Below are 24,020 nucleotides of genomic sequence, written 5' to 3' on the forward strand. Positions count from 1 at the left end.
CGCCCGACCCGCCCCGAGGTGCGAGACCCGTCGATTACCTGCGCTCTGAGCCACCAGAGCGCAGGTTCTTGACGGGTCTCGGCGCGACGACGCGGGTCAGCGGCAGGCGTCGTCGATGAGGTGCGCCGCCGAGTCGGCCGTCACGACCGGGTGCGCGGCGAGTGCGTCCTGGGCGCAGTCGTCGGCCACCTGCGCACGACGCTCCAGGGCGTCGGCCGTGGCCCGGCTCCCTGCTGCGGGCGCCGCGGCCTCGCTGCCGGCGCCCCCGGTCGCCTCGCCGGCGCAACCGGTGAGGGCGGCGCCCGCGAGGACGAGCACGGTGGCGCCGATCGCGGCGCGGATGCGGTGGTTCGCTGTGGTGTCCATGAGGTGCTCCGTTCCCACGAGTCCAGGCTCGCGCGCAGCGGTATGCGCATCGCCCGATGCCGGTATGCGTCGGGCATGCGCTCGGTGCGGGCACCGTTGACAACATGAGGAACCCTCCGAAACCATGGCCGCGTGGCCATCGACGTGATCGGCCCCATGCGGACGGACGGTGCAGCGCTCCGCCCCCGCGAACGCCTCGTGCTCGCGGCGCTCGTGGTCCGGCTGGGCGAGTCGCTCCGGGTCGACGAGATCGCCGAGGCGATCTGGCCGGACGGCGAACGCCCGTCCACGTGGGTCAAGCAGGTGCAGGCGGACATCGGACGCGTGCGCCGGGCGATCGGTGCGTCCCGCATCCGCACGAGCGGGTCGGGGTACGCGCTCGACGTCGACCCGGACGAGGTCGACGCGGTGCGGTTCGAGCGCCTCGTCGACGCCGCACGCACGCATCGCGAGTCGGGCGACCCGGAACGCGCGATCGAGGGGTACCGGCGCGCCCTCGCGCTCTGGCGCGGTGCGCCGTTCCAAGACGTCGCCGACTGGCCCGACGGCACCGTGGCCGCCGCCCGCCTGGAGCGCATCCGCCAGGAGGCCGAAGAAGGCCTCGGGCGCGCACGCCTCGACGCCGGCGAGACGTCGAGCGTGGTTCCCGACCTCGAACGACTCGTCGCCGGCGCGCCGCTGCGGGAGGCCCCGCGAGCGCTGCTCGCCACCGCGCTCTACCGCTCGGGCCGGCAGGCCGACGCGCTCGCGCTGCTGCGCGCGACGCGACGCACGCTGCTCGACGAGCTCGGCATCGAGCCCGGACGCGAGCTGGCGGAGCTCGAGCAGGCCGTGCTGCGGCAGGAGCACGCGCTCGACGGCTCGCAGGACGCGCAGACCGTGCGCGGCGACTGCCCGTACCGCGGCCTCCACGCCTACGACGCGGACGACGCGGACGACTTCCGCGGGCGCGAGCCGGAGATCGCGACCATCGTCGACCGCCTGGACGCCGACGCGGTCGTCACCGTCACCGGACCGTCGGGCTCCGGCAAGTCGTCCATCGTGCGCGCCGGCGTCGTGCCGGCGCTCCGCCGTCGCGGGCGCACGGTCGCGGTGCTCGAACCCGGGCCCGGCTTCGAGCGGGAGCTTCGCTCCGCGGTCGAGGCGCGACGGCCGCAGGTCGTCGTCGTCGACCAGCTCGAGGAGCTCGCCGCCGGGCCCACGACGCCGGTGCCGGAACCGATCGGCGAGCTCCTCGCGCGGCAGGCGTTCCGCGGCGGCGTCATCGTGACCGTGCGATCCGACTACCTCGACGTCGTCGCGGCCGACGCACGGCTCGGCCCCGCGCTCACCAGGTCGGTGCTCGTGGTGACCCCGCTCGGCCCCGACGCGCTCCGACGCGCGATCGAGGAGCCCGCCCTGCGCTCCGGCCTCCGCCTCGAGCAGGGGCTCGTCGAACTCGTCCTGCGCGACGCCGACGGCGCCCCGGGCGTGCTCCCCCACCTCTCCTACGCGCTCGCCGAGACCTGGCGCCGCCGCGAGGGACGCACCCTGACGGTCGACGGGTACCTCGACGCGGGCGGCATCCCCGGTGCGATCGCCCAGGCCGCCGAGCGTGCGTACGACGCCCTCGACGGGCCCGAGCGCCGGGTCTGCCACGCGATGATGCTCCGCCTGCTCGCACCGAGTTCCGACGGCACGCCCATCCGTCGTCGCATCGACCTGCACGCGCTGCGGGAGGACGCCGAGTGGTCCGGCGCGGTGGACGCCCTCGCCGACTCGCGCCTGGTCAGCGTCGAGGGCGACACCGTGGTCGTCGCCCACGAGTCGCTCGCCCGCGCGTGGCCGCGGCTGGCGGCCTGGCTGGCGGACGGGCGGGACGACCTCCGCGTGATGGCCGCGGTCAGCGCGGGAGCCGACGAGTGGGACGCCGCCGGTCGCAGCGACGACGACCTGCTGCACGGGGCCCGGCTCGAGGCGGCGTCCGAGTGGCGCGAGCGCACCGGGCCCGACCTCACCGCCCGGGAGCGGGCGTTCCTCGACCGTTCGGGCACCCGGGCGCGCGACGAGCGCGCCGCCCTGCGGGCCGACTCCCTCCGCCGGGCGCGGCAGAACCGTCGGCTGCGGCTCGCCGTGGCCGCCATCGGGGTGCTGCTGGTCGGTGCGATCGGCGCCGCCGGGCTCGCGGCCGGCAACGCCCGGCGGGCCGAGACGAACGCGGGCCTCGCCGAGGACGCACTCGAGGACGCCCGCGTCGAGGCGATCGCGAACACCGCCCGCGCGCTTCGCGACTCGGACCGCGACCTGGCCGCACTGCTCGCCGCGGTCGCGTTCCGACGTTGGCCGGATGATCCGCGGACGCGCTCGGCACTGCTCGCCACGCTCTCGGCGCCGGAGGGCCTCGTGCAGTCCGCGAGCCTGCCTGAGGCCGGCACCCTGCTGGGGGCGGCGGTCGTGCCCGGCACCGACCGGCTCGTCGTCGCGGGCGTCGGGCGCGACGTGGAGGTGCGCGACCTCGAGACGGGCGCACACCTCGAGTCGAGTCCGGCGTTCACGTACGCGCTGCCCGACGTGATCGCCCGCCCCGTCGTGCGCGTGAGCGCCGACGGCCGCATCGCCGCGATCGCGACGCTGAGCGATGTGACCGCCGACGGCGTCGCAATCGACCCCGGGTGGTCGCAGCCCGGCATCAGCGCCGCGCTCGACGTCGTCGACCTCGAGACGGGCTCGCTGCTGACCGAGCACCTCAACACCGAGTCGTGGATCACCGACCTCGCGGTCGGACCCGACGGGACCCGGGTCGCCTGGGTCGATCGCGCAACCGGCGACGTCGTCGTGCGCGACACGGCCGGCGACGAGGTGCGTCGGGTGCCGGGACTCGTCGCGGCCGGGGCATCCGACCCCGAGCATCGCGGGACGCTCGGCTTCGCCGACGCCACCACCCTGGTCGTGGCCGGCGCCGGCGGCGCCGTGACCTGGATCGACGAGCCGACGGGGGCGGTGCTGCATCGAACGACGCTCGCCGCGGCCTCCGGTGAGCTGCGCGTGCTCCCGATCGGGAACGGCCGCGCACTGGTCACCGGCGCACGCGGCGTCGCGGCGCTCGCCCCCGACGGCACCGTCGACTGGCAGCAGCCCGCGACACGCGCCGCGTGTGACCCGATCGCGGCCGCACCGGCGCGCGCCAGGTACTTCTGCGGCAGCCCGGGGGGCGCCATCACCGAGTTCGACCTCGCCGACGGCACGCCGACCGGTCGCAGCGTCGACGCGCAGGTCGGCGCCGTCCGCGACCTCTGGTGGTCGGATGCCGCCGGCGAGGTGCGGTTCCTCACCCTCGGCGAGTCGCGCGTCGGGCGCTGGCACGTCGACGGCGCCGGCGGGGCGGCGGACCTCGTCGCACGCGGTCAGGAGCTGGTCGCGGGGTTCGCGCCCGGAGGCGAGCACCTCATCGTCGGCCGGGGAACCGCCGACGGCGCGATCCACGACCTCGCCGTCTGGGACCCGATCGCCGATGCGAAGGTGCTCAGCCTGCCCACAGACGTCGTCGAAGCCGTCTGGGCGGGCGACGGCCTCCTCCGCATGCGTGCGGCCGACGGCGCCTGGCGCCTGATGGACGTCGCCGATCGCGAGGAGCGACCGGTCTTCGGGACCGCGTCGACGCTGTTCGCACCGGTCCACGACGACGTGCAGTATCAGCTCGACCCGACCACGCGCACGGTCTGGGCACGCGATCTCGCCACCTGGGAGCGCACCGGCCACGGCATCACGGTGGAGGGCATGCCGTCACGCGTGACCGACACCGCCGACGGGAGGACGGTGCTCGTGTCGTCCACCCTCACCTCGGTGCCGGGCTCCGAGACGGAGTCGGCCGTGCGCACGTTCGACGTCATCTCGCTGGTCGACCGCGCGTCGGGCGAGGTGCTCGACCGGCGCATCGGCTTCGGGCCGGCCGCGGTGATCTCCGGGCCGGACGAGGTCATCGCCGCCGGCCCCGGGAGCCTGACCCGGCTCGACTTCGACCTGGAGGCCGTCGGCACCCTGCCCGCGCCACGCGGCCGTCCCGACGAGATGACCCTGACCGACGACGGCGCGATGCTCCTCGTCACCACGGAGGGACGCTCCGGCACGCTGTACGACCTCGCCGACGGCACCGTCGTCGGCGACCACCTGCGTGCCGCCGACGGCGGTGGCGCGCCGTTCGCCCTGCACCACTCCGGTGCGTGGCTGTTCATGGCGGCGGACGACGGCATCGCGCGCTGGAGCCTCGCCGCCGACGACTGGTACGCGGCGGTGTGCTCGATCCCCGGTCGCATCCTCCAGCCGGCCGAGTGGGAGACGCACCTCGGCTACCTGGGCGAGTACGTCGACCCCTGCACCGGCTGGACGCTGCCGTTCGAGAAGGAGCAGCACTGAGCGATCGGCCGACGTGGGCGCGCGACGGCGCCCACGTCCGCGTGGACGTGGGCGCCGTCGCGCGTCCGGTACCGGGGTCAGCTGCAGGCACCTCCGACGAGGCGCTCCGCGGTGTCCGCCGTGAACAGCGGGCGCTGCGCCAGCGCGAGGGCCGCGCACTCGACGACGGAGCGGGCGGTCCGGCCCTCCGCCGTGGCGGCGGCGACCCGCTGCTCGATGCGGTCCGCGGGCAGGCCCGAGTACTCCTCGGCGAGCGACGCACGGTACTCGACCTCCTGGCGGATCGCCTCCGCCAGTCGATCCGCCGGCTCGAGGTGGGCCGCGGTGGCGACGCTGCCGGCGGTGGTCGCGCCGACCTGGAACGGCCCCGGGGCGAGCGGCGGCTCGACGGCCGTCGCCGGAACAGCGCAGGCGACCGTCAGGCCGGCCCCGGCTGCGAGTGCGATTCCGACCGAGGCGCGAACGATGCGACCACGGCGGCTTCCGATGCGAGTGTTCATGATGCTCCCTTCGGCCGGAACCGTTCCGGCGACACCTTCACGCTCGCAATCGCGGATATCGGTGGACGATCGGTCGATATCCGTGCGATATCCGTGCGGACACGGCAGCATTGACGAACACCTGACGATTTCTCGACACTGCAGGCATGAGCATGCGCATTCTGGGACCGATGGACACCGGCGGGCCATCGCTGAGCCCGCGGGAACGCACCATCCTGACCGCGCTCATCGTGCGGCGCGATGCGGCGGTCTCCCCCGACGAGCTCGCCGAGGCGTGCTGGGGCGACGAACCGCCTGCCACCTGGGCGCAGCAGGTGCGGAACGCGGTCGCGAAGATCCGGTCGAAGCTCGGCGCGGAGGCGGTGCGCACGGTCGGCGTCGACTACCGGCTCGGCCTGGACGCGGACGCGCTCGACGCGGTGCAGTTCGAGCAGGCGGTCGCGCAGGCGCGGCGTCAGGCGCTCCAGGGCGCGCATGACCGTGCCGCTGCCGGGTTCGAGAAGGCACTCGCGCTCTGGCGGGGAGCCCCGTTGACGGATGCAGCCGACTGGCCGCCCGCCGCGATCGAGGCCGCCCGCCTGGTCGAGGTGCGCCGGAGCGCCGAGGAGGAGCTGCTCGACGCCAGGCTCGCCGCCGGCGAGCGCGGCGCCGTGATCGCCGACGCCGAGCGTCTCGTGCGCGAGGAGCCGCTGCGCGAGCACCGCTGGGCGATCCTCGCGCTCGCGAACTATCGCGCCGACCGGCAGGCGGAGGCGATGGCGGTCATCCGCGGCGCACGCGAACGGCTGTCGAACGACCTGGGCATCGACCCGAGCCGCAGCCTCGTCGACCTCGAGACCGCGATGCTGCGCCAGGACCCGGAGCTCGAGGCGCCGGCGGTCGCGCTCGCCGAGCGGGAGGTCTCCGACGCATGCCCCTACCGAGGGCTCGCGGCGTACGGCGACGACGACCGCGCGTGGTTCTTCGGCCGCGACACCGACATCGAGGAGGTGCTCGCGCGCTGCGGCCGCCAATCGGTGGTGACGGTCGTGGGGCCGAGCGGTTCGGGCAAGTCTTCCCTCGTCCGCGCCGGCGTCGTGCCGCGCCTGCGCGACCAGAGCCGCGAGGTCGTGATCGTGACGCCGGGCGCCACCGGCGCCGAGCAGCTGCGGGCGGCGTTCTCGGGCCCGGCGGCGGTCGTCTGCATCGACCAGGCCGAGGAGTTCCGGATGCTGCCGGACGACGAGCTCCGCGACATCGGCGCGCGGTCCGCGGCATGGGTCGAGCACGGCGGATGCCTCGTGCTGGCGCTCCGCTCCGACTTCCTCGACGGCGCGACCGCCATCCCGTCGCTCGGGTCGCTCATCGGGCGCGGGCTCTACGCCCTTCCACCGCTCGGGCCGGACGGCCTGCGCGAGGCGATCACACGACCCGCCGAGGCCGCGGGGCTCGAGCTCGAGTCCGGGCTGGTCGAAGTCATCCTCCGCGACGCCGGAGACCGACCGGGCATCCTCCCTCCGCTCTCGCACGCGCTGGTCGCCACCTGGACCAGACGCGAGGGCGCGACGCTCACGGTCGACGGCTACGAGACGTCGGGCGGCATCGCCGGCGCGATCGCGCAGTCGGCGGAGCAGGTGTTCCAGGGGCTCTCCCCCGCCCGACAGGACGTGTGCCGATCGCTCATGATGCGCCTGGTCGAGCGCACCCCGGAGGGGATGACGGTGCGCCGGCGGGTGCCGCTGGCCACGCTCAGCACGAACCCGCAGCGCCGCGCCGTCGTCGAGGGGCTCGTGCACGCGCGCCTGGTGACGATCGACGGCGACGCCGCGATCATCGCGCACGAGGCGGTGGGGACGACGTGGCCGCGCCTCGACGGCTGGCTGACCGAGGACGCCGCGAACGCACGCATCCTCCGGCAGATCGAAGTCGCCGCAGCGGCGTGGGACACCGCGGGGCGGCCCGCCGACGACCTGCTGCGCGGCGCCCGCCTGCACGGCGCGACCGAGTGGCGCGACGCCGCGAACCCCGACCTCACCCCGGTGGAGGCGGCGTACGTCGATGCGTCGATCGAGCGGAACGAGGCGGAACTCCGCGAGCTCGAGGCGCGATCGGTGCGCGACCGCACGCGCAACCGCTGGCTGCGCAGCGCGCTCGCCGCAGCCGCGGTGCTGCTGCTCGTCGCCGTGGTCTCCGGTGGCATCGCGGTCGTGCGCGGCTCCGAGGCATCCGCCGCCGCCGAGGACGCGACCATCGAGGCGCTCGCCGCCACCTCGCTCGCGATCCGCGGCAGCGATCGCGACGTCGCCGCGCTGCTCGCCGTCGAGCTGCAGCGACGCTGGCCCGAGGACGCACGAGCACGATCGGCCCTGCTCGGCAACCTGACCGGCGGCGACGGCCTGATCGCTCGCCACTGGATCGGCGAGGGGACGCGCGCATTCGGCGCCGGCGTGCCGGGCACGCGCACCGCCCTCATCGTGGAGGACGAGCTGACCGACGCGGCGACGGCGGAGGGTCCGACCGAGCCCGCGTCGGTGCGCGTGATCGACCTCGACACCGGCGAGACGCTTCGCGAGTTCGACGTGGAGCTGCCACCCGTGAACTTCTACTTCGAGCGGGACGTGTTCGTGAGCGGCGACGGGTCCACGGCACTCATCCAGACCGGCGAGATGCGGCGGCCGAATGAGGAGAGCTGCTGCAAGAACCACTTCGTCGTCATCGATCTCGCGACCGGGACGCAGCCGTTCCCGACCGTCACCTACGACGACCGCACCGGGCAGATCCCCGTGCTCACGGAGGACGGCTCGCGCGCGTACTTCAACCACCCGATCACCGGCGACCCGGGCTGGATCGACTTGGCGACCGGGGAGATCACCCAGCTGGTCGAGCACGACCCCGACGAGTTCGAGGCCGCCGTCCTCCGCACGAACGGCGTCGCGCTGGTCGGCGATCGGCTCTACACCACGGGAGAGGCAGGTATCGGCATCTACGACGCGGAGACGCTCGAACCGATCGGCATGCTCGGGGACGTGCCGAGCGGATACGCCGATCTCACCCTCGTTCCCGACGGCGACGGCGGACTCATCGCAAGCGGCGACGAGGGGGTCGTGAAGGTCGACCTCGGGACCGGCGAGGAGCTCTGGCGACGCCAGGCGAGCGAGATGCGCTGCGTGAACGCTGCGGTCGTCCCGGACGACCTGCTCGTCTGCATCAACGGCGTTGGACTCGTGCGGGCGTTCGACCTCGCGACCGGCCTGCCGACCGGCGCGGAGTTGGACACGCTCTCCGACTGGAACCGCGGCGTCGACGTCGTGGGCGACGGGGGCGAGATCGTGACGTTCACCTCCCGGTCCCCGGCCGCCGCCCTCGTCTGGCGGGTCGACGGCCGGCCATCGATCACGCGGCCGATCGCGGAGGACCGGATCGTGATCGGCGGGTTCGGCATGGACGACACGATGCTGATCACCGCGCCCGCTCCCCCGCCGCTCGTGGAGACCGTGGACGACATGCAGCTGTGGGACATCGCCGCCGACGAGGGGGTCGGGGCGCAGGTGTTCGAGATGACCTGGGTCACCGATGCAACCATCGCCGTGTCCGAGACGGGCATCGGCGACCCCGTGCTGCAGGACGTCGGCTCCGACGAGACCCGTGAGATCGACATGCCCGACTCGGCCGGCGGAGGATGGTGGATCCCGGCGGAGCGCGGCGGACCGCACGTCTTCGCGGTCACGCAGGGAGGCATGATGGTGATCGACCCGGAGACGGGTGCGACGGGACCGCTCATCGAGACCGAGGTCAATCCACTCATCGATGCGATGGACCACGCCGAACTCGGCGACAGCGGTCGCATGACGCTCACGTGGTGGGACGAGTCGCTGGGCCGATCCTTCACCTCGGTCTACGACATCGCGACCGGCGAGGAACTCGCGCGCGGCCTGGAGGACGACGTCGACGTGGTCGGGCTGCCGAACGGCGACGCGCTGAGCGCGAGCGCGTCACGGCTGAACCGCAGCACGGGTGACCTCGAGCCGCTGCACTCCCTGCCGAAGTCGGGTGTCGCACCGCTCCACATGGAGGTCAGTGCCGACGGCCGCACGCTGCTCTCCTCGGGGTGGGACCAGTCGATCACGCTCTACGACCTCGACGATGCGCGCCGACTCGGCGACGAGATCCAGATGCCCGGCGCCCCGAACGTCTGGTGGCCGTCGGGCTTCATCAGCCAGGACGGCACGACGCTCGCCACGAACGCCGCCGAGGGCGTCCTCCTCTGGGACATCGGGGCCGACGCCATGCGCGACGCCGCCTGCCGCATGGTCGGCCGCGACCTCACCGAGCTCGAGTGGTCGACCTACTTCGGCGACGAGCCGTACGTCGCGACCTGCACCGGCACGGGCCCGGCGGTCGAGGCATCCGACTGACCCGTCGTCACTCGCCCGGCAGCCCGTCGCCGCCCTCGACCGGAACGCACTCGATCGAGCGCGAGGCCGTCCTGACCTCGTAGTACTCCCGACAGCGCTGCATCCACTCGTGCACGGTCACCCACGTGCCGTCGTCCCGTTCGGACGTCGTGTCGCCCGGGGTCACCGCCCGTCCGATCGGTGACGCGGGCTCGGGCGCGACGTCCGGCCCGGGCGCCTCGACGAGGTCGCCTCCCACGACCAGCCCGACCCCGCACAGCACCGCGACCGCCGCGAGCATCACCCATCCGAACCGCCGTTCGCCCGCGCCGCGGACGGAGGGTGCGACTGACGGCCGTATCGGTGCGGACGTGCGGACCACCCGTGGTTCGTCTGCCATGAGGACCCCTCAGTCGGACGCGAGGAACGCCTCCGTGATCGGCACGCACTCGATCGTCGTCGTGCCGGTCGAATAGGAGTAGTGCTCGCGGCAGCACATGAGGGAGACGTCGGTCCCGTCCTCCGCGCCCGCCGCCTGCTCCGGCTCCGACCCGCCGCTCGTGAAGATCCCGACGGGTGCGATCTCCGCGTCGGGCGGCGGGTCGTGCGCTCCCGCTCCTCCCACCAGGGTCGGGCCCAGCACGATCGCGCTGCCGCACAGGAGCACCCCACCGGCGAGCACCGCCCAGCCGGCCCGCCGATTCGCGTCCTCACGAACCCCGGCCGCATGGCGGTCCATGCCCCGAGGGTACCACCGGGCCGATTCCGGGCCCCGCCCCGAAACGACGAGGGCGCCCCCGCACGCGATGTGCGGGGACGCCCTCGTGAGCGGATGCGTCGACTAGCGCGCGACCTCACCATCCACGTAGTCGTCCTCGTCGACCTGGGTCCACGAGAAGAGCTTGCGCAGCTCGCGACCAGTGGTCTCGATGGGGTGACCCTCGCCCTTGGCGCGGAGCTCGAGGAACTCCGTGCCGCCGTTGTCCTGGTCGTCGATGAAGCGCTTCGCGAACGCGCCCGACTGGATGTCGGCGAGCACGGCCTGCATGTTCTCCTTGACGTGCGGGTCGATGACGCGCGGGCCCGAGACGTAGTCGCCGTACTCGGCGGTGTCGGAGACGCTCCAGCGCTGCTTGGAGATGCCGCCCTCCCACATGAGGTCGACGATGAGCTTCAGCTCGTGGAGCACCTCGAAGTAGGCGATCTCCGGCTGGTAGCCGGCCTCGGTGAGGGTCTCGAAGCCGTACTGCACGAGCTGCGAGACGCCGCCGCAGAGCACGGACTGCTCGCCGAACAGGTCGGTCTCGGTCTCCTCGGTGAAGGTCGTCTTGATGACGCCCGCGCGGGTGCCGCCGATGGCCTTCGCGTACGACTTGGCGAGGTCCCAGGCGGTGCCCGACGCGTCCTGCTCGACGGCGATGATGTCGGGGATGCCGCGGCCGGCGACGAACTCGCGGCGCACGGTGTGGCCGGGGGCCTTCGGGGCGACGAGGATCACGTCGACCCCCTCGGGGGCCTCGATGTAGCCGAAGCGCACGTTGAAGCCGTGGCCGAAGACGAGGGTGTCGCCCTGCTTCAGGTTGTCCTTGACCGACTCGGCGTAGATGTGGCGCTGGAACTGGTCGGGCGCGAGGATGACGATCACGTCGGCGCTCGCGGCGGCATCCGCCACGCTCAGCACCTCGAAGCCCGCCTCCTGTGCCTTCGGGGCCGACTTCGAGCCCTCCTTGAGCCCGATGACGACCTCGACACCGGAGTCGCGGAGGTTCTGCGCGTGCGCGTGGCCCTGCGAGCCGTAGCCGATGACGGCGACCTTCTTGGCCTGGATGAGCGAGAGGTCGGCGTCCTTGTCGTAGTAGATCTCAGCCATGATGCTGTTTCTTTCTCCTTGATCGGGGTATGGGTGTCCGGCGACGATCGCCGGCTAGTTCTTGAAGACGCGATCGGTGATCGACTTCGAGCCGCGCCCGATGGCGAGCAGGCCCGACTGGGCGATCTCCTTGATGCCGTACGGCTCGAGCACGCGCAGGAACGCGTTCGTCTTGCCCGAGTCGCCGGTCACCTCGATGACGAGCGCGTCGGTGGCCACGTCGACCACGCGCGCCCGGAACAGGTTCACGGCCTCGAGCACCTGCGACCGGGTGGTGTTGTCGACGCGCACCTTGATCAGCAGGTGCTCGCGGTGCACCGACTGCGTCGGGTCGAGCTCGACGATCTTGATCACGTTCACCAGCTTGTTGAGCTGCTTGGTGACCTGCTCGAGCGGGAGGTCCTCGACGTCCACCACGACGGTGATGCGCGAGAGCCCCTCGATCTCGGAGTGGCCGACCGCGAGCGACTCGATGTTGAACCCGCGGCGGGCGAACAGGCCCGCGACGCGGGTCAGCAGGCCGGGCTTGTCCTCGACGAGGAGGGAGAGCACGTGAGACATGGGCTAGTCCTCCTCGTTGAAGGCCGGGCTGTGGTCGCGTGCGTACTGCACGAAGGAGTTGGAGACGCCCTGCGGCACCATCGGCCACACCATGGCGTCGGCGCTCACGACGAAGTCGATCACGACCGGGCGGTCGTTGGTCTCGAGGGCAAGCTTGATCGCGTCGTCCACCTCCTCCTCCGTCGTCACGCGGATGCCGAGGGCGCCGTACGCCTCGGCCAGCGCCACGAAGTCGGGCACGCGACGGGTGTCGTGTCCCGTGTTGAGGTCGGTGTTCGAGTACCGGCCGTCGTAGAACAGCGTCTGCCACTGGCGCACCATGCCGAGCGACGAGTTGTTGATGACCGCGACCTTGATCGGGATGTCGTTCAGGGCGCAGGTCGCGAGCTCCTGGTTCGTCATCTGGAAGCATCCGTCGCCGTCGATCGCCCAGACGACCCGCTCGGGCTCGGCCACCTTGGCGCCCATGGCGGCGGGCACGGAGTACCCCATGGTGCCGGCGCCGCCGGAGTTCAGCCAGGAGTTCGGCCGTTCGTACTTGATGAACTGCGCGGCCCACATCTGGTGCTGGCCGACGCCGGCGGCGTAGACGGCCTCGGGGCCGGTCAGCTCGCCGATGCGCTGGATCACGTACTGCGGGGCGAGCAGGCCGTCGCTCGTCGGGGTGTACCCGAGCGGGAACTCGTCGCGGAGCCCGTCGAGGTAGGTCCACCACTCGGTCACGTCGGCGTCGGATGCCGCTGCCGAGTACGCCGCGGTCAGCTCGCCGATGACCTCCTTGACGTCGCCGACGATCGGCACGTCGGCCGTGCGGATCTTGGAGATCTCGGCCGGGTCGATGTCGACGTGCACGACCTTCGCGTTCGGGGCGAACAGCGCGGCCTTGCCGGTCACGCGGTCGTCGAAGCGGGCGCCGAGCGCGATGAGCAGGTCGGCCTCCTGCAGCGCGAGCACTGCGGGCACCGTGCCGTGCATGCCGGGCATGCCGAGGTGCTGCGGGTGCGAGTCGGGGAACGCGCCGCGCGCCATGAGCGTCGTCACGACGGGAGCGTGCGTCGTCTCGGCGAGCGTGATCAGCTCCTCCGAGGCGCGGCCGCGGATCACGCCGCCGCCGACGTACAGCACCGGCTTCTTCGCCTCGGCGAGCAGCTGCGCCGCAGCCTGCACCTGCTTGCCGTGCGCCTTGGTGATCGGGCGGTAGCCGGGCAGGTCGATCTTCGGCGGCCAGCTGAACTGCAGCGTGTCCTGCTGGGCGTCCTTCGTGATGTCCACGAGCACCGGTCCCGGGCGGCCGGTCGAGGCGATGTGGTACGCCGCCGCGATGGTCGACGGGATCTCCTCGGCGCGCTTGACCAGGAACGAGTGCTTGGTCACGGGCATGGTGATGCCGACGATGTCGGCCTCCTGGAAGGCATCCGTGCCCATCAGGTTCGAGAAGACCTGCCCGGTGATCGCCAGCAGCGGCACCGAGTCCATGTGCGCGTCGGCGATCGCGGTGACGAGGTTCGTCGCGCCGGGGCCGGAGGTGGCGATCGCGACGCCGACCTTGCCGGTCGCCGAGGCGTAGCCCTCGGCTGCGTGGCCGGCGCCCTGCTCGTGGCGCACGAGGATGTGGTTGATGTCGGGCGCGTCGAGGAGCGGGTCGTAGACGGGGAGGATCGCCCCGCCGGGCAGGCCGAAGACGTCGCGGATGCCGAGCATCTCGAGCGAGCGGACGACGGCCTGGGCTCCGGTCAGGGTCTCCGGCGCCGATGGGCGCGCGGCAGCGGGCGTGGGCACGGTGGTCGAGTCCGTGGACATGCGGTTCCTGTTCTGGTGCGAAAGCGTGCGGATGCGTGCGAGCCTCAGCCCGTGGTCGCGCCTTCTGCGGCCGAGCGCACGAGCTTCGAGTACTTCGCGAGGACGCCACGGGTATAGCGCGGGGGAAGCGGTGCCCAGCCGTCGCGGCGGGCTGCCAGCTCTGCGTCGTCGACCAGTAGGTCGATGCTGCGAGCTGCGATATCGACCCGTATCAGATCACCATCGCGCACGAAGGCGATCGGACCTGCGTCGACCGCTTCGGGTGCTACGTGGCCGATGCACAGGCCGGTTGTGCCGCCTGAGAATCGACCGTCCGTCAAGAGTAGTACATCTTTTCCGAGCCCGGCGCCCTTGATGGCCGCCGTGATGGCGAGCATCTCGCGCATGCCCGGCCCGCCCTTCGGGCCCTCGTAGCGGATGACCACCACGTCGCCCGCGGCGATCTCGCCGTTCGTGAGCGCGTCCATCGCGGCCCGCTCGCGCTCGAACACGCGCGCGGGGCCCTCGAAGGTCGCCGCGTCGAAGCCGGCCGTCTTCACGACCGCGCCGTCGGGCGCCATGGAGCCGTGCAGGATCGTCAGGCCGCCGGTCTCGTGGATCGGGTCGTCGAGCGAGCGGAGCACCTCGCCGTCGAGCGGCTCGATATCCATCTCGGCGAGGTTCTCGGCGAGGGTCTTCCCGGTGACCGTGAGCGCGTCGCCGTGCATGAGGCCCGCGTCGAGCAGGGCCTTCATGAGCACGGGCAGGCCGCCACGACGGTCGACGTCGTTCATGACGTACTTGCCGAACGGCTTGAGGTCGCCGATGTGCGGCACCTTCGAGCCGATGCGGTTGAAGTCGGCGAGGGTGAGCTCGACGTCCGCCTCGCGGGCGATCGCGAGCAGGTGCAGCACGATGTTCGTCGAGCCGCCGAGCGCCATGCCCACCGCGATGGCGTTCTCGAACGCCTCCTTGGTGAGGATCTGCCGGGCGGTGATGCCCTGCTTCAGCATCTCGACCACGGCCTCGCCCGAGCGGTGCGCGAAGTAGTCGCGACGGCGGTCGGCCGAGGGCGGCGACGCCGAGCCGGGCAGGCTCAGCCCGAGCGCCTCGGCGACGGAGGCCATCGTGTTGGCGGTGTACATGCCGCCGCAGGCGCCCTCGCCCGGGGCGAACGCGCACTCGATGCGCTTGGCGTCGGCCTCGCTCATCTTGCCCGCCTTGACCGCTCCCACGGCCTCGAACGAGTCGATGATCGTGATGTCCTTCTCGGTGCCGTCAGACAGGCGCACCCACCCGGGTGCGATCGATCCGGCGTAGAGGAACACCGAAGCCAGGTCGAGGCGCGCCGCGGCCATGAGCATGCCGGGGATCGACTTGTCGCAGCCCGCGAGCAGCACCGAGCCGTCGAGGCGCTCCGCCTCCATGACGACCTCGACCGAGTCGGCGATGACCTCGCGCGAGACGAGCGAGAAGTGCATCCCCTCGTGCCCCATCGAGATGCCGTCGGAGACGGAGACCGTGCCGAACTGCAGGGGGTACCCGCCGCCGGCGTGCACGCCCTCCTTCGCGGCCTGCGCGAGGCGGCCGAGCGAGAGGTTGCAGGGCGTGATCTCGTTCCACGAGCTCGCGATGCCGATCTGCGGCTTGTCCCAGTCCGCATCCCCCATGCCGACCGCCCGGAGCATGCCCCGGGAGGTGGTGGCTTCGATGCCGTCGGTGACGACGCGACTACGCGGTTTGGGATCGAACTGGGGCATGCCTGCAGTCTATTGCCAAGCGGATGCCTCGGTCGGCGCACGCCCGCTGGGCAGGGTGCTCGGCCGTGGCCGCGCCCGCCGGGCCGCCTGCGGCGCGATCAGCGCGCCGCGCGGAGCTCGGCGAGGAGCTCCAGCATGCGATCGACGTCGTCGGTGCCGCGCACGCGGTAGCGCGCGAACGTGCGGCCCTGGCCGACCTTCACGCCGACGTCGCCGGGCTCGAGCGCCGCGAAGCCGTCCTCGTCGGTCACGTCGTCGCCGACGTAGAGCACGGCCGTGGCGCCGGTGTGCTGGCGCAGGCGTGCGACGGCGTCGCCCTTGGTGCTCGACCGCACGGCGAACTCGAGCACGTTCTTGCCCTCGCGGAGCGTCAGGTCGGGCAGCGCCTGGGTGACCTTCGCGCGCGCCGAGCGTTGCGCCTTGTCGCCGGCCGACGCGCTGAGCTTGCGCGTGTGCAGCGCGAGGCCCGCGGGCTTCTCCTCGATCCAGGCGCCCGGCGCCTTCTCGACGACGCCCTCGAGGATCTCCGCGAGCGTGCGCAGGTCGGAGATCTCCGACTGGTGCAGGTCGAGCGCGCCCTCGCCGCCGGCGAACTGCAGCTCGACGCCGTGCGAACCGGCGAGCAGGACGTCGTCGTGCGGGTCGGAGACGTGGCGGAGGCTGTCGATCGCCCGCCCCGAGACGAACGCGACCGCGGTGTCGGGGGCGCCCAGGAGCCGCTCGATCGAACGCCTCGCGCCGTCGGAGGCGCGCGCGTCGTCGGGCACGTCGACGTGCGGGGCGAGGGTGCCGTCGAAGTCGAGCGCCACGAGGAGCCGCTCGGTCGTGGCGAGCCGTTCGAGCGCCTTGCCGAGTTCATCCCGGATGCCCGGGCGGATCGTCGCGTTGCCCGTGAGCGTTTCGAGGAAGTCGGCCGACCAGCGGGCGACGTCGTAGTCGCGCACGCGACGGCGGAGCGCGCGCATGCGGCGGGCGCGTTCCTTGCGCGGCATGTGCGCGGCCTCGACCATGCGGTCCTTCAGGCCCTCGATGTCGTGCGGGTTCACCAGCACCGACTGGCGCAGCTCGTCGGCGGCACCCGCGAACTCGCTGAGGAGGAGCACGCCGTCCTCGTCGAACCGGGAGGCGACGTACTCCTTGGCGACGAGGTTCATGCCGTCCCGCAGCGCGGTCACGAGCATCACGTCGGCGGCGAGGTACAGCGCGGCCATCTCCTCGCGCGGGTAGCCGTGGTGCAGGTAGGCGATGGCCTGGTGGCTGATCGTCGAGTAGTCGCCGTTCAGCCGTCCGACGGTGAGCTCGATCTCGTCGCGCAGCTGGCGGTACGTCTCGACGCGCTCGCGCGACGGGCTCGCGACCTGCACCAGCGAGGCATCCGCCACGCTCAGCCGCCCGTCGCGCAGCAGCTCGCCGAACGCCTTCAGCCGGTGCCGGATGCCCTTGGTGTAGTCGAGCCGGTCGACGCCGAGCATCACGGTCTTCGGGTTGCCGAGCCCCTCGCGGATCTCCTTCGCGCGCGCCTGCACGTCGGGACGGCGCGCGAGCTGCTCGAAGCCCTCGGCGTCGATCGAGATCGGGAAGTGGCGGGCGATCACGCGGCGCACCTCGCCGCCCTGCTCGGGCACCTCGACGACCGCGCCCCGGGTCGTGTACCCGTACAGGCGCCGCACGGCGCGCTGGAAGTTGCCCGCGTCGGCCTGGCGCTGGAACCCGATGACGTCGGCGCCGAGCAGCCCCTCGATGACCTGGCGACGCCAGGGCAACTGCGAGTAGATGCCGTATGCCGGGAACGGGATGTGGTTGAAGAAGCCGATCACGAGGTCGGGGCGCGCCTCGCGCAGCATCTTCGGCACGAGCTGCAGCTGGTAGTCCTGCACCCACACGGTCGCACCCTCGTCGGCGGCACGCGCCGCGGCCTCCGCGAAACGGCGGTTGACCCGCACGTACGCGTCCCACCACTCGCGGTGGTACGTGGGCGGTGCGATCACGTCGTGGTAGAGCGGCCAGAGCGTGTCGTTCGAGAAGCCCTCGTAGTACTCCTGGATCTCGTCCTCGCCGAGCGGCACGGGGATGATCGAGATGCCGTCGTTCTCGAACGGCGCGAACTCGCGGTCGGCGACGCCGGCCCAGCCGACCCAGGCGCCGTCGGCGGCCCGCATGATGGGCTCCAGCGCGGTCACGAGCCCGCCGGGCGACGTCCTCCACCCCGGCGATCCGTCGGGCTGCTCGTCGTAGTCGACCGGCAGCCGGTTCGACACGATCACCATCGAGTACACGTCGTCGGAATGGGGCTTGTCGGACTGCTGGTTCACGCAGGTGTTCCTTCCGCGCGGCTCGAGGAGCCGCATCGTGACATCGCCCACAGGCTAACAGTCGGCCCGCGCGGAGGGGTTCTCCGAGGATGCTCCCCGTCGTCATCCGCCGTTCACACGAGCCGTCCTAGACTTCGGCTGATGATCCCGATCGGCATGAGCACGACGTGCGTCTACCCCCTCCCGCCCGCGGACGCGTTCCGCGAGGCCGCGGAGGTCGGCTTCGACGGCGTCGAGGTGATGGTGACGCAGGAGGAGACGACGCAGGACGCCTCGGCGCTGCTCGCGCTCGCCGACCGGCACGGGCTGCCGGTGCTGTCGATCCACGCGCCGGTGCTGCTGCTCACGCACTTCGTGTGGGGCCGCGACCCGCGCGTCAAGCTCGAGCGCACGGCCGCGCTGGCGCGCGACACCGGGGCGGACACCGTGGTGGTGCATCCGCCGTTCCGCTGGCAGGCGGGGTACGCCGAGCAGTTCCTCGACATCGTGCGCGAGATCTCCGGCGAATACGGCGTGCACATCGCCGTGGAGAACATGTTCCCGTGGCGGGTCGCCGGCCGGAACATGAAGGCCTACGCGCCCGGGCCCGACCCGCGCGCGATGGACTGCGACGCGGTCACGCTCGACTTCTCGCACGCAGCGCTGTCGGGCGTCGACGGGCGCGAGTTCGCACGTGAGGTCGGCGGGCGCCTGCGGCACATCCACCTCTGCGACGGATCGGGCAGCAGCGACGACGGCCGCATCTTCGACGAGCACCTGCTGCCCGGTCGTGGCACGCAGCCGGTCGCCGAGACCCTGCGCGACCTCGCCGACGCCGGCTGGGACGGCCAGGTCGCCGCGGAGGTCAACACCCGCAAGGCGCGCACCGAGGACGAGCGCCTCGAACTGCTGCGCGAGACCCTCGACTTCGCGCGCCTGCACACGGCGCCGCGCCCGGTCGCCTCCCCGGTGGCCGACGAGCCCGACTGACCCGTCCCCGCCTCACGCCGCCGCGGCGGGCGCGGTCAGCGACCGGCGAGCGACGCCGACGCGAAGCCGAACGCGCGCGCGCCGCGGCGGCGTGCCACGAGCAGCGCCGTGCCCAGCGCGCCGAACACCCCGAACGCCGCGAGCACGAGCGCCGGGCCCGCGACGGCCGAGCCGCCGACGCCGGCCACGATCGCCTGCATGCCCGCGACCGCCCAGGTCAGCGGCAGGAACGGGCTGATCGCCTGGAACGGGGCGCTCAGGATCTCGACCGGGAAGAGGCCGCCGGCCGCCAGCAGCTGCACGGCGAGCAGCACGAGCGAGACGACCATGCCGAGCCGGCCGAGCCACGTCGCGAGGAACGCGTGCAGCGCCATGAAGACCAGCGCGACGAGCCCGGCGAACGCGAGCGTCTGCGGCAGCATCGACCAGCCGACGCCGAGCGACACGTGCAGCAGCACGGTCGCCACGGCCGCCTGCGCGAGGCCGACGACGCCGGCGCGCGCGAGCCCGCGGAACACGATGCGCCCGGTCGGCGCGGTGCTGCGCAGCTCCGCGGGCGTCACCGGGCGGAAGAAGAGGAACAGGGCGAGCGCGCCGACCCAGAGGCCGACCGGCAGGAAGAACATGCCGACCGCGCCGCCGATGGTCGGGATGGGGTTCGCGCGCTCGGCGGTCATCGCCACGGGCTCCGCGATCACCGCGGCCGTCGCATCCGGGTCGATCTCGGCGAACGCGCTCGCCTCGTCGGCGCCGGAGACGAGCCCGTCGGCGAGCGCATCGGCGCCGGTCGACAGCTCCCCGGCACCGGATGCCGCGCCGGACGTGCCGTCCGCGAGCTGACGCGTGCCGTCGGCGAGCTGCGAGGCGCCGCCGGCCAGCTGGTCGGCGCCGCCCGCGAGCTGCCATGCCCCGTCGGCGAGCTGCACGGCACCGCCGGCCGCACCGCTCGACGCCGACGACAGCTGCGCGAGGCCGCCGGCGAGCGCGTCGAGGCCCGACGCGAGCTCGTCGGCGCCGCCGCGCACGTCGCCGGATCCGGCCGCGACCTGCGCAGCGCCGTCGGCGAGGTCGGCCGCGCCCGCCTGGGTGGCGTCGACCGCGGCGGTGACGCTCGGCACGAGTCCGGGCTGCGTGGGCGTGCCGGTCTCCCCCGCGACGGCGAGCGCCTGCAGGCCCTGGCTCGTCGCGGTCGGGGTGCCGAGCAGCTGCGCCGCACCCGGGACGCCGGCGGCGTCGGCCGCCGCGAGCACCTGCTCGAGCTGCGGCGCGAGCTGCGCGAACTGGTCGGAGGCGGTACGCACGCCGCCCACGTAGTCGGTGACGCCGACCGTGAGCGCGTCGAGTCCCTGCGCGGGGTCCGACACGCCGGCGGAGAACGCCGCGGCGCCGGATGCCACCTGGTCGACGCCGTCGGCGTACAGGCCGACCCCGTCGGCGTATGCGTGGGCGCCCGCCGCGGCATCCGCAGCGCCCGTCGCCGAGGCGGACACGCCACCGGCCAGCTGGTCGAGCCCGGAGGCGAGCCCATCGACCCCGCCTGCGATCTCCCCTGCACCGGCGGCGGTCGCGGCCGCACCTCCGGCCGTCGCGGCGACGCCGTCGGCGGTGGCATCCGCCCCGCTCGCCAGCCCGTCGAGCCCCGAGGCGAGCCCGTCGACCCCGTCGGCGAGCTGCGTGGCACCGTCCGCCGCGTCGCCGAGCGAACCGGCGGTCGTCTGCAGCCCGCCGTAGAGCCCGGCGAGCACCTGCTCGGTGATCGCGCGGCCGAAGGCGTTCGACATGGCGTCGCCGACCGACTGCGCGACCGAGCCCGTCAGGTACGCGTGTGCGTCGTCGGTGCGGATCGTGAGGCCCGCCTGCGTCGGGTCGGTACCCGACACCGAGGAGATCGACGCCGAGAAGTCCTCCGGAATGGTCAGCACGGCGTAGGCGCTGCCGTCGGCGAGCGCGTCGGCGGCCTCCTCGTCGTTCGAGATCGTCCAGTCGAAGCCCGCCATGTCGGGCCCGGTGAGCTCGGTCACGAGCAGGCGCCCGGCGAGCACGACCTGTTCCTCGCCGGCGTCGTCGGTGGTGGTCACCATCTCGTCGTTGTTCACTACGATCGCGGGGATCGCCTCGAGCTGGTCGTCGCCGCCGGCGATGGCGGCGGTGACGATGCCCGCGACGGCGAGCGGCACGGCGACGATCGCGGCGATCACGATCGCGAGCCGGGTGCGGCGGCGGGCGGCGGAGCGTCCGCCGGCCTGGTCGAGTGCGGTGGTCATCGGAGGCGGGCCTTCCGGTCGAGCGTGAGGGGGGCGAGGTCGAGGGTGCGGCGCTCCCGTCGGGTGGGCAGTGCGTCCGCGGTGTCGTCGGCACCGCCGACGACGAGGGTCACGGCGCCGGGAACGAGGCGGTCGAGCAGGGCGGCCCAGTCGGCGTGGCGTGCCGCGGGCACGGCGTCGTCGAGCTCGACGACGAGCAGGTCGGGATGCTCCGCGAGGGCGGCCGTCACCTGCACGGCGGCACGCGCGACGGGGTCGAGCGTGCCCAGCGGGCGCTCCGGGTCGACCTCGACGCCGCTGGCGTGCAGGCGGTCGAGTGCCCGGTCGGTGGCGGCGGATGCCCCGGCGAGCCGCCACCAGGCGGCGGCCGCGTCGGCCCGCTCGGCGACGACCTCGCGCACGGTGCGGTGACCGTCCGCGGCGGCGCCGGGCAGGTCGACGATCGCGACGCGACGCAGGACGCGCGGTGCGTCGGACGGGAGCGGCGAGCCGAGCACGTGCAGGCGCCCGGCGACGGGGTCGAGGCGCCCGGCGAGCGTCGCGCCGACGATGCGCCGGGCCGCGGGCGCGCCCGTCACGTGCAGCACTCCGCCGGCGGGCACGGCGACATCGACCGGGCCGATCGGCTCGTCCGCCAGGCCGAACACCGCTGCCTCGGCCCCGATCGCCCCGCCGTCGCGGGCCGCCCAGTTCGCGTCGTCGAGGTGGTGGCGCAGCCCCTCGCCCTCGATGTCGACGTCGGGCAGCAGCTTCGCGAGCGGCACAGGCAGCCACCAGGCGGCGCGTCCGGCGAGTGCCATCGCGGCGGGCACGAGGGTCATGCGCACGAGGAACGCGTCGAACGCCACGCCCACGGCGAGCGCGAACGCGATGCCCTTGATGACGCCCGACCCTTCGGGCACGAACGCGAAGAAGACGAAGAACATGATGAGCGCGGCGGCGGTCACCACGCGCGCGGCGTGCTGGAAGCCGTGCACGACCGACTGCCGCGGCCGGCCGGTGCGCACGTACTCCTCGCGCATGCCGGAGACGAGGAACACCTGGTAGTCCATCGCGAGGCCGAACAGCACCGCCATGAGGATGATCGGCAGGAAGCTGAGGATCGGCCCGGGCTCGACGTGCAGGAGGTCGGCGAACCAGCCCCACTGGAAGATCGCCACGGTGGCGCCGATCGCGGCGAACGCCGACAGCAGGAAGCCGAGCGCCGCGGTGAGGGGCACGTAGAGCGACCGGAACACGACCATGAGCAGCAGCACCGAGAGCCCGACCACGATGAGCGCGAACGGGATGAGCGCGTCGGAGAGCCGGTTGGAGATGTCGATCGAGATCGCGGTGTACCCGGTGACGGCGATCGGGGTGCCGAACTCGTCGGCGATCTCGGGTTCGAGCTCGCGGATCGACTCGACGAGCGCCTTGGTCTGCGGGTCGTCGGGCGCGGTCTCGGGGATGACGCGGATGATCGCGGTGTCGACCGTGGCGTTCGGGATGCCGTCGGCGACGTACTCGACGCCGTCGAGCTGGGCGATGCGGGCGCCGATCGCGTCGAGGTCGTCGAACACGTCGGTCGTCTGGGTGATGTCGACCGTGATGACGAGCGGCCCGTTGTAGCCGGGGCCGAAGCCCTCCGCCATGAGGTCGTAGGCCTCGCGGGTCGGCGTCCCCTCGGGCTCGGAGCCGCTCGTCGGCAGGTTGAGGTCGAGGCTCAGCGCCGGCACCGCGGCGACGCCGAGCACCCCGACGACGGCGAGGGCGGCCACGATCGGCGCCTTCAGCACGCCGTCGACCCAGCGGCGGCCGAGCGGACGCGAGCCGCCCTCGTCGGCGGCGAGCGCGCGGCGCGCGGTGCGTCCGCCGGGCTTCGGCGCGAGGCGCCCCTTGGCCAGCCCCATGACCGCAGGCAGCAGCGTGGTGGCGCAGAGCACCGCCACGAGCACCGCGAGCGCGGCCGACAGGCCCATCACCGACAGGAACGGGATGCCGACCACGAGCAGTCCGAGCAGCGCGATGATCACAGTGAGCCCGGCGAAGACCACGGCGCCACCGGCCGTCGCCACCGCTTCGGCGGCCGAGTCCTCGGGGTCGGCGCCGCGCGCGAGCTGGGTGCGATGGCGCGACAGGATGAACAGCGCGTAGTCGATGCCGACCGCGAGCCCGATCATGACGGCGAGCATGGGGGCGGTGCTCGACACGGTCGTGAACGCGGCGGCGATGGAGATGCCGCCGAACGCGACGCCCACGCCCACGAGCGCGCCGAGCAGCGGCATGCCGGCGGCGAGCAGCGAGCCGAACGTGATGACGAGCACGACGGCGGCGAAGATCACGCCGAACGCCTCGGTGATGGTGAGGCCGAACTCGGTCTCCTGGAACACGTCGCCGCCGAACGCGACCAGCAGGCCGGCATCCTCGCCGACGGCCGCCGTGTCGGTGACGGCCTCGATCTGCGCGTCGGTCACGTCGGTGACCTGCCCGTCGAACTGCACCTGGATATAGGCGGTGCGCCCGTCGCCGGAGACCGCGTTGCCGGCGTACTCGTCGAACGGGCTGGTGGCGGATGCCACGCCGTCGACGCCCTCCAGCTCGTCGGTCATCTCCTCGATGGCCGACCGGTACGGCTCCGACTCGACGATGCCGCCCTCGGGCGCCTGCACGATGGCGTTGGCCGATGCCCCGGCGGTCTGCGGGAAGACGGCTTCGAGCGTGTCGAGCGCGTCCTGCGACTCGGTGCCGGGAATCGCGTACGACTCCTGGAGCTGGCCGCCGAGGGCGACCCCGCCGCCCACGAGCGCGCCGAGCACGACGACCCAGCCGACGATGACGAGCCAGGCGCGCCGGTACGAGAACCGGCCGATCCGGTGCAGGAGCAGTGCCACGGGA

General features: G+C 73.1%; 14 protein-coding genes. 3 read left to right on the forward strand and 11 right to left on the reverse strand.

Annotated features, from left to right (window positions below; translation table 11 throughout):
• Nucleotides 1-96: 96 nt before the first annotated feature.
• Complete coding sequence (locus ABZK10_RS15815) at nucleotides 97-366, reverse strand: hypothetical protein (RefSeq protein WP_353810244.1); 270 nt, start codon at nucleotides 364-366, stop codon at nucleotides 97-99.
• 132 nt (nucleotides 367-498) lie between these two features.
• Here ABZK10_RS15815 and ABZK10_RS15820 point away from each other — a divergent pair, with 132 nt between their 5' ends.
• Nucleotides 499-4,758 (forward strand): nSTAND1 domain-containing NTPase, encoded by a 4,260-nt coding sequence (locus tag ABZK10_RS15820; protein WP_353810245.1) that lies wholly within the window; start codon nucleotides 499-501, stop codon nucleotides 4,756-4,758.
• A gap of 77 nt (nucleotides 4,759-4,835) precedes the next feature.
• Here ABZK10_RS15820 and ABZK10_RS15825 read toward each other — a convergent pair whose 3' ends face one another.
• Nucleotides 4,836-5,258 carry a hypothetical protein gene (locus tag ABZK10_RS15825; protein ID WP_353810247.1) on the reverse strand — a complete coding sequence of 141 codons (423 nt, stop codon included), beginning with the start codon at nucleotides 5,256-5,258 and terminating at the stop codon, nucleotides 4,836-4,838.
• Between the two features lie 146 nt (nucleotides 5,259-5,404).
• Between ABZK10_RS15825 and ABZK10_RS15830 the strand changes: the two genes are divergently transcribed.
• Entirely contained in the window at nucleotides 5,405-9,652 is a 4,248-nt protein-coding gene (locus ABZK10_RS15830) for an nSTAND1 domain-containing NTPase (RefSeq protein ID WP_353810248.1), read from the forward strand.
• Between the two features lie 7 nt (nucleotides 9,653-9,659).
• On the opposite strand, the gene ABZK10_RS15835 is transcribed toward ABZK10_RS15830, so the two are convergent.
• The 7 genes from ABZK10_RS15835 to ABZK10_RS15865 all read right to left on the reverse strand — a co-directional run bounded on the left by ABZK10_RS15835 (nucleotide 9,660) and on the right by ABZK10_RS15865 (nucleotide 17,868).
• Entirely contained in the window at nucleotides 9,660-9,932 is a 273-nt protein-coding gene (locus ABZK10_RS15835; RefSeq protein ID WP_353810249.1) for a hypothetical protein, read from the reverse strand.
• Nucleotides 9,933-10,040: 108 nt separating this feature from the next.
• Nucleotides 10,041-10,370: a hypothetical protein gene (locus ABZK10_RS15840; protein ID WP_353810250.1), complete on the reverse strand. Its 330-nt coding sequence runs from the start codon at nucleotides 10,368-10,370 to the stop codon at nucleotides 10,041-10,043.
• Between the two features lie 102 nt (nucleotides 10,371-10,472).
• Nucleotides 10,473-11,501: a ketol-acid reductoisomerase gene (ilvC, locus tag ABZK10_RS15845; protein WP_353810251.1), complete on the reverse strand. Its 1,029-nt coding sequence runs from the start codon at nucleotides 11,499-11,501 to the stop codon at nucleotides 10,473-10,475.
• 54 nt (nucleotides 11,502-11,555) lie between these two features.
• Nucleotides 11,556-12,062, reverse strand: coding sequence for an acetolactate synthase small subunit (ilvN, locus tag ABZK10_RS15850; protein ID WP_353810252.1), 507 nt, complete (start codon nucleotides 12,060-12,062; stop codon nucleotides 11,556-11,558).
• Nucleotides 12,063-12,065: 3 nt separating this feature from the next.
• Nucleotides 12,066-13,862 carry an acetolactate synthase large subunit gene (locus ABZK10_RS15855; RefSeq protein ID WP_353810253.1) on the reverse strand — a complete coding sequence of 599 codons (1,797 nt, stop codon included), beginning with the start codon at nucleotides 13,860-13,862 and terminating at the stop codon, nucleotides 12,066-12,068.
• 44 nt (nucleotides 13,863-13,906) lie between these two features.
• Nucleotides 13,907-15,601, reverse strand: a complete 1,695-nt coding sequence (ilvD, locus tag ABZK10_RS15860) for a dihydroxy-acid dehydratase (RefSeq protein WP_353810254.1) — start codon at nucleotides 15,599-15,601, stop codon at nucleotides 13,907-13,909.
• Nucleotides 15,602-15,699: 98 nt separating this feature from the next.
• Nucleotides 15,700-17,868 carry a bifunctional alpha,alpha-trehalose-phosphate synthase (UDP-forming)/trehalose-phosphatase gene (locus ABZK10_RS15865; protein WP_436408544.1) on the reverse strand — a complete coding sequence of 723 codons (2,169 nt, stop codon included), beginning with the start codon at nucleotides 17,866-17,868 and terminating at the stop codon, nucleotides 15,700-15,702.
• Between the two features lie 186 nt (nucleotides 17,869-18,054).
• On the opposite strand from ABZK10_RS15865, the gene ABZK10_RS15870 reads away from it, so the two are divergent.
• Nucleotides 18,055-18,882 carry a sugar phosphate isomerase/epimerase family protein gene (locus ABZK10_RS15870; RefSeq protein ID WP_353810256.1) on the forward strand — a complete coding sequence of 276 codons (828 nt, stop codon included), beginning with the start codon at nucleotides 18,055-18,057 and terminating at the stop codon, nucleotides 18,880-18,882.
• 35 nt (nucleotides 18,883-18,917) lie between these two features.
• On the opposite strand, the gene ABZK10_RS15875 is transcribed toward ABZK10_RS15870, so the two are convergent.
• A complete protein-coding gene (locus ABZK10_RS15875; protein ID WP_353810257.1) occupies nucleotides 18,918-21,146 on the reverse strand; it encodes a YhgE/Pip family protein in 2,229 nt (742 codons plus the stop codon).
• Nucleotides 21,143-24,016, reverse strand: a complete 2,874-nt coding sequence (locus tag ABZK10_RS15880) for an MMPL family transporter (RefSeq protein ID WP_353810258.1) — start codon at nucleotides 24,014-24,016, stop codon at nucleotides 21,143-21,145. Before ABZK10_RS15880 ends, ABZK10_RS15875 begins: the two co-directional genes overlap by 4 nt.
• Nucleotides 24,017-24,020: the final 4 nt, after the last annotated feature.

The sequence above is a fragment of the Agromyces sp. SYSU T00194 genome (assembly GCF_040496035.1).
GTDB classification, from domain to species: Bacteria; Actinomycetota; Actinomycetes; order Actinomycetales; family Microbacteriaceae; genus Agromyces; species Agromyces chitinivorans.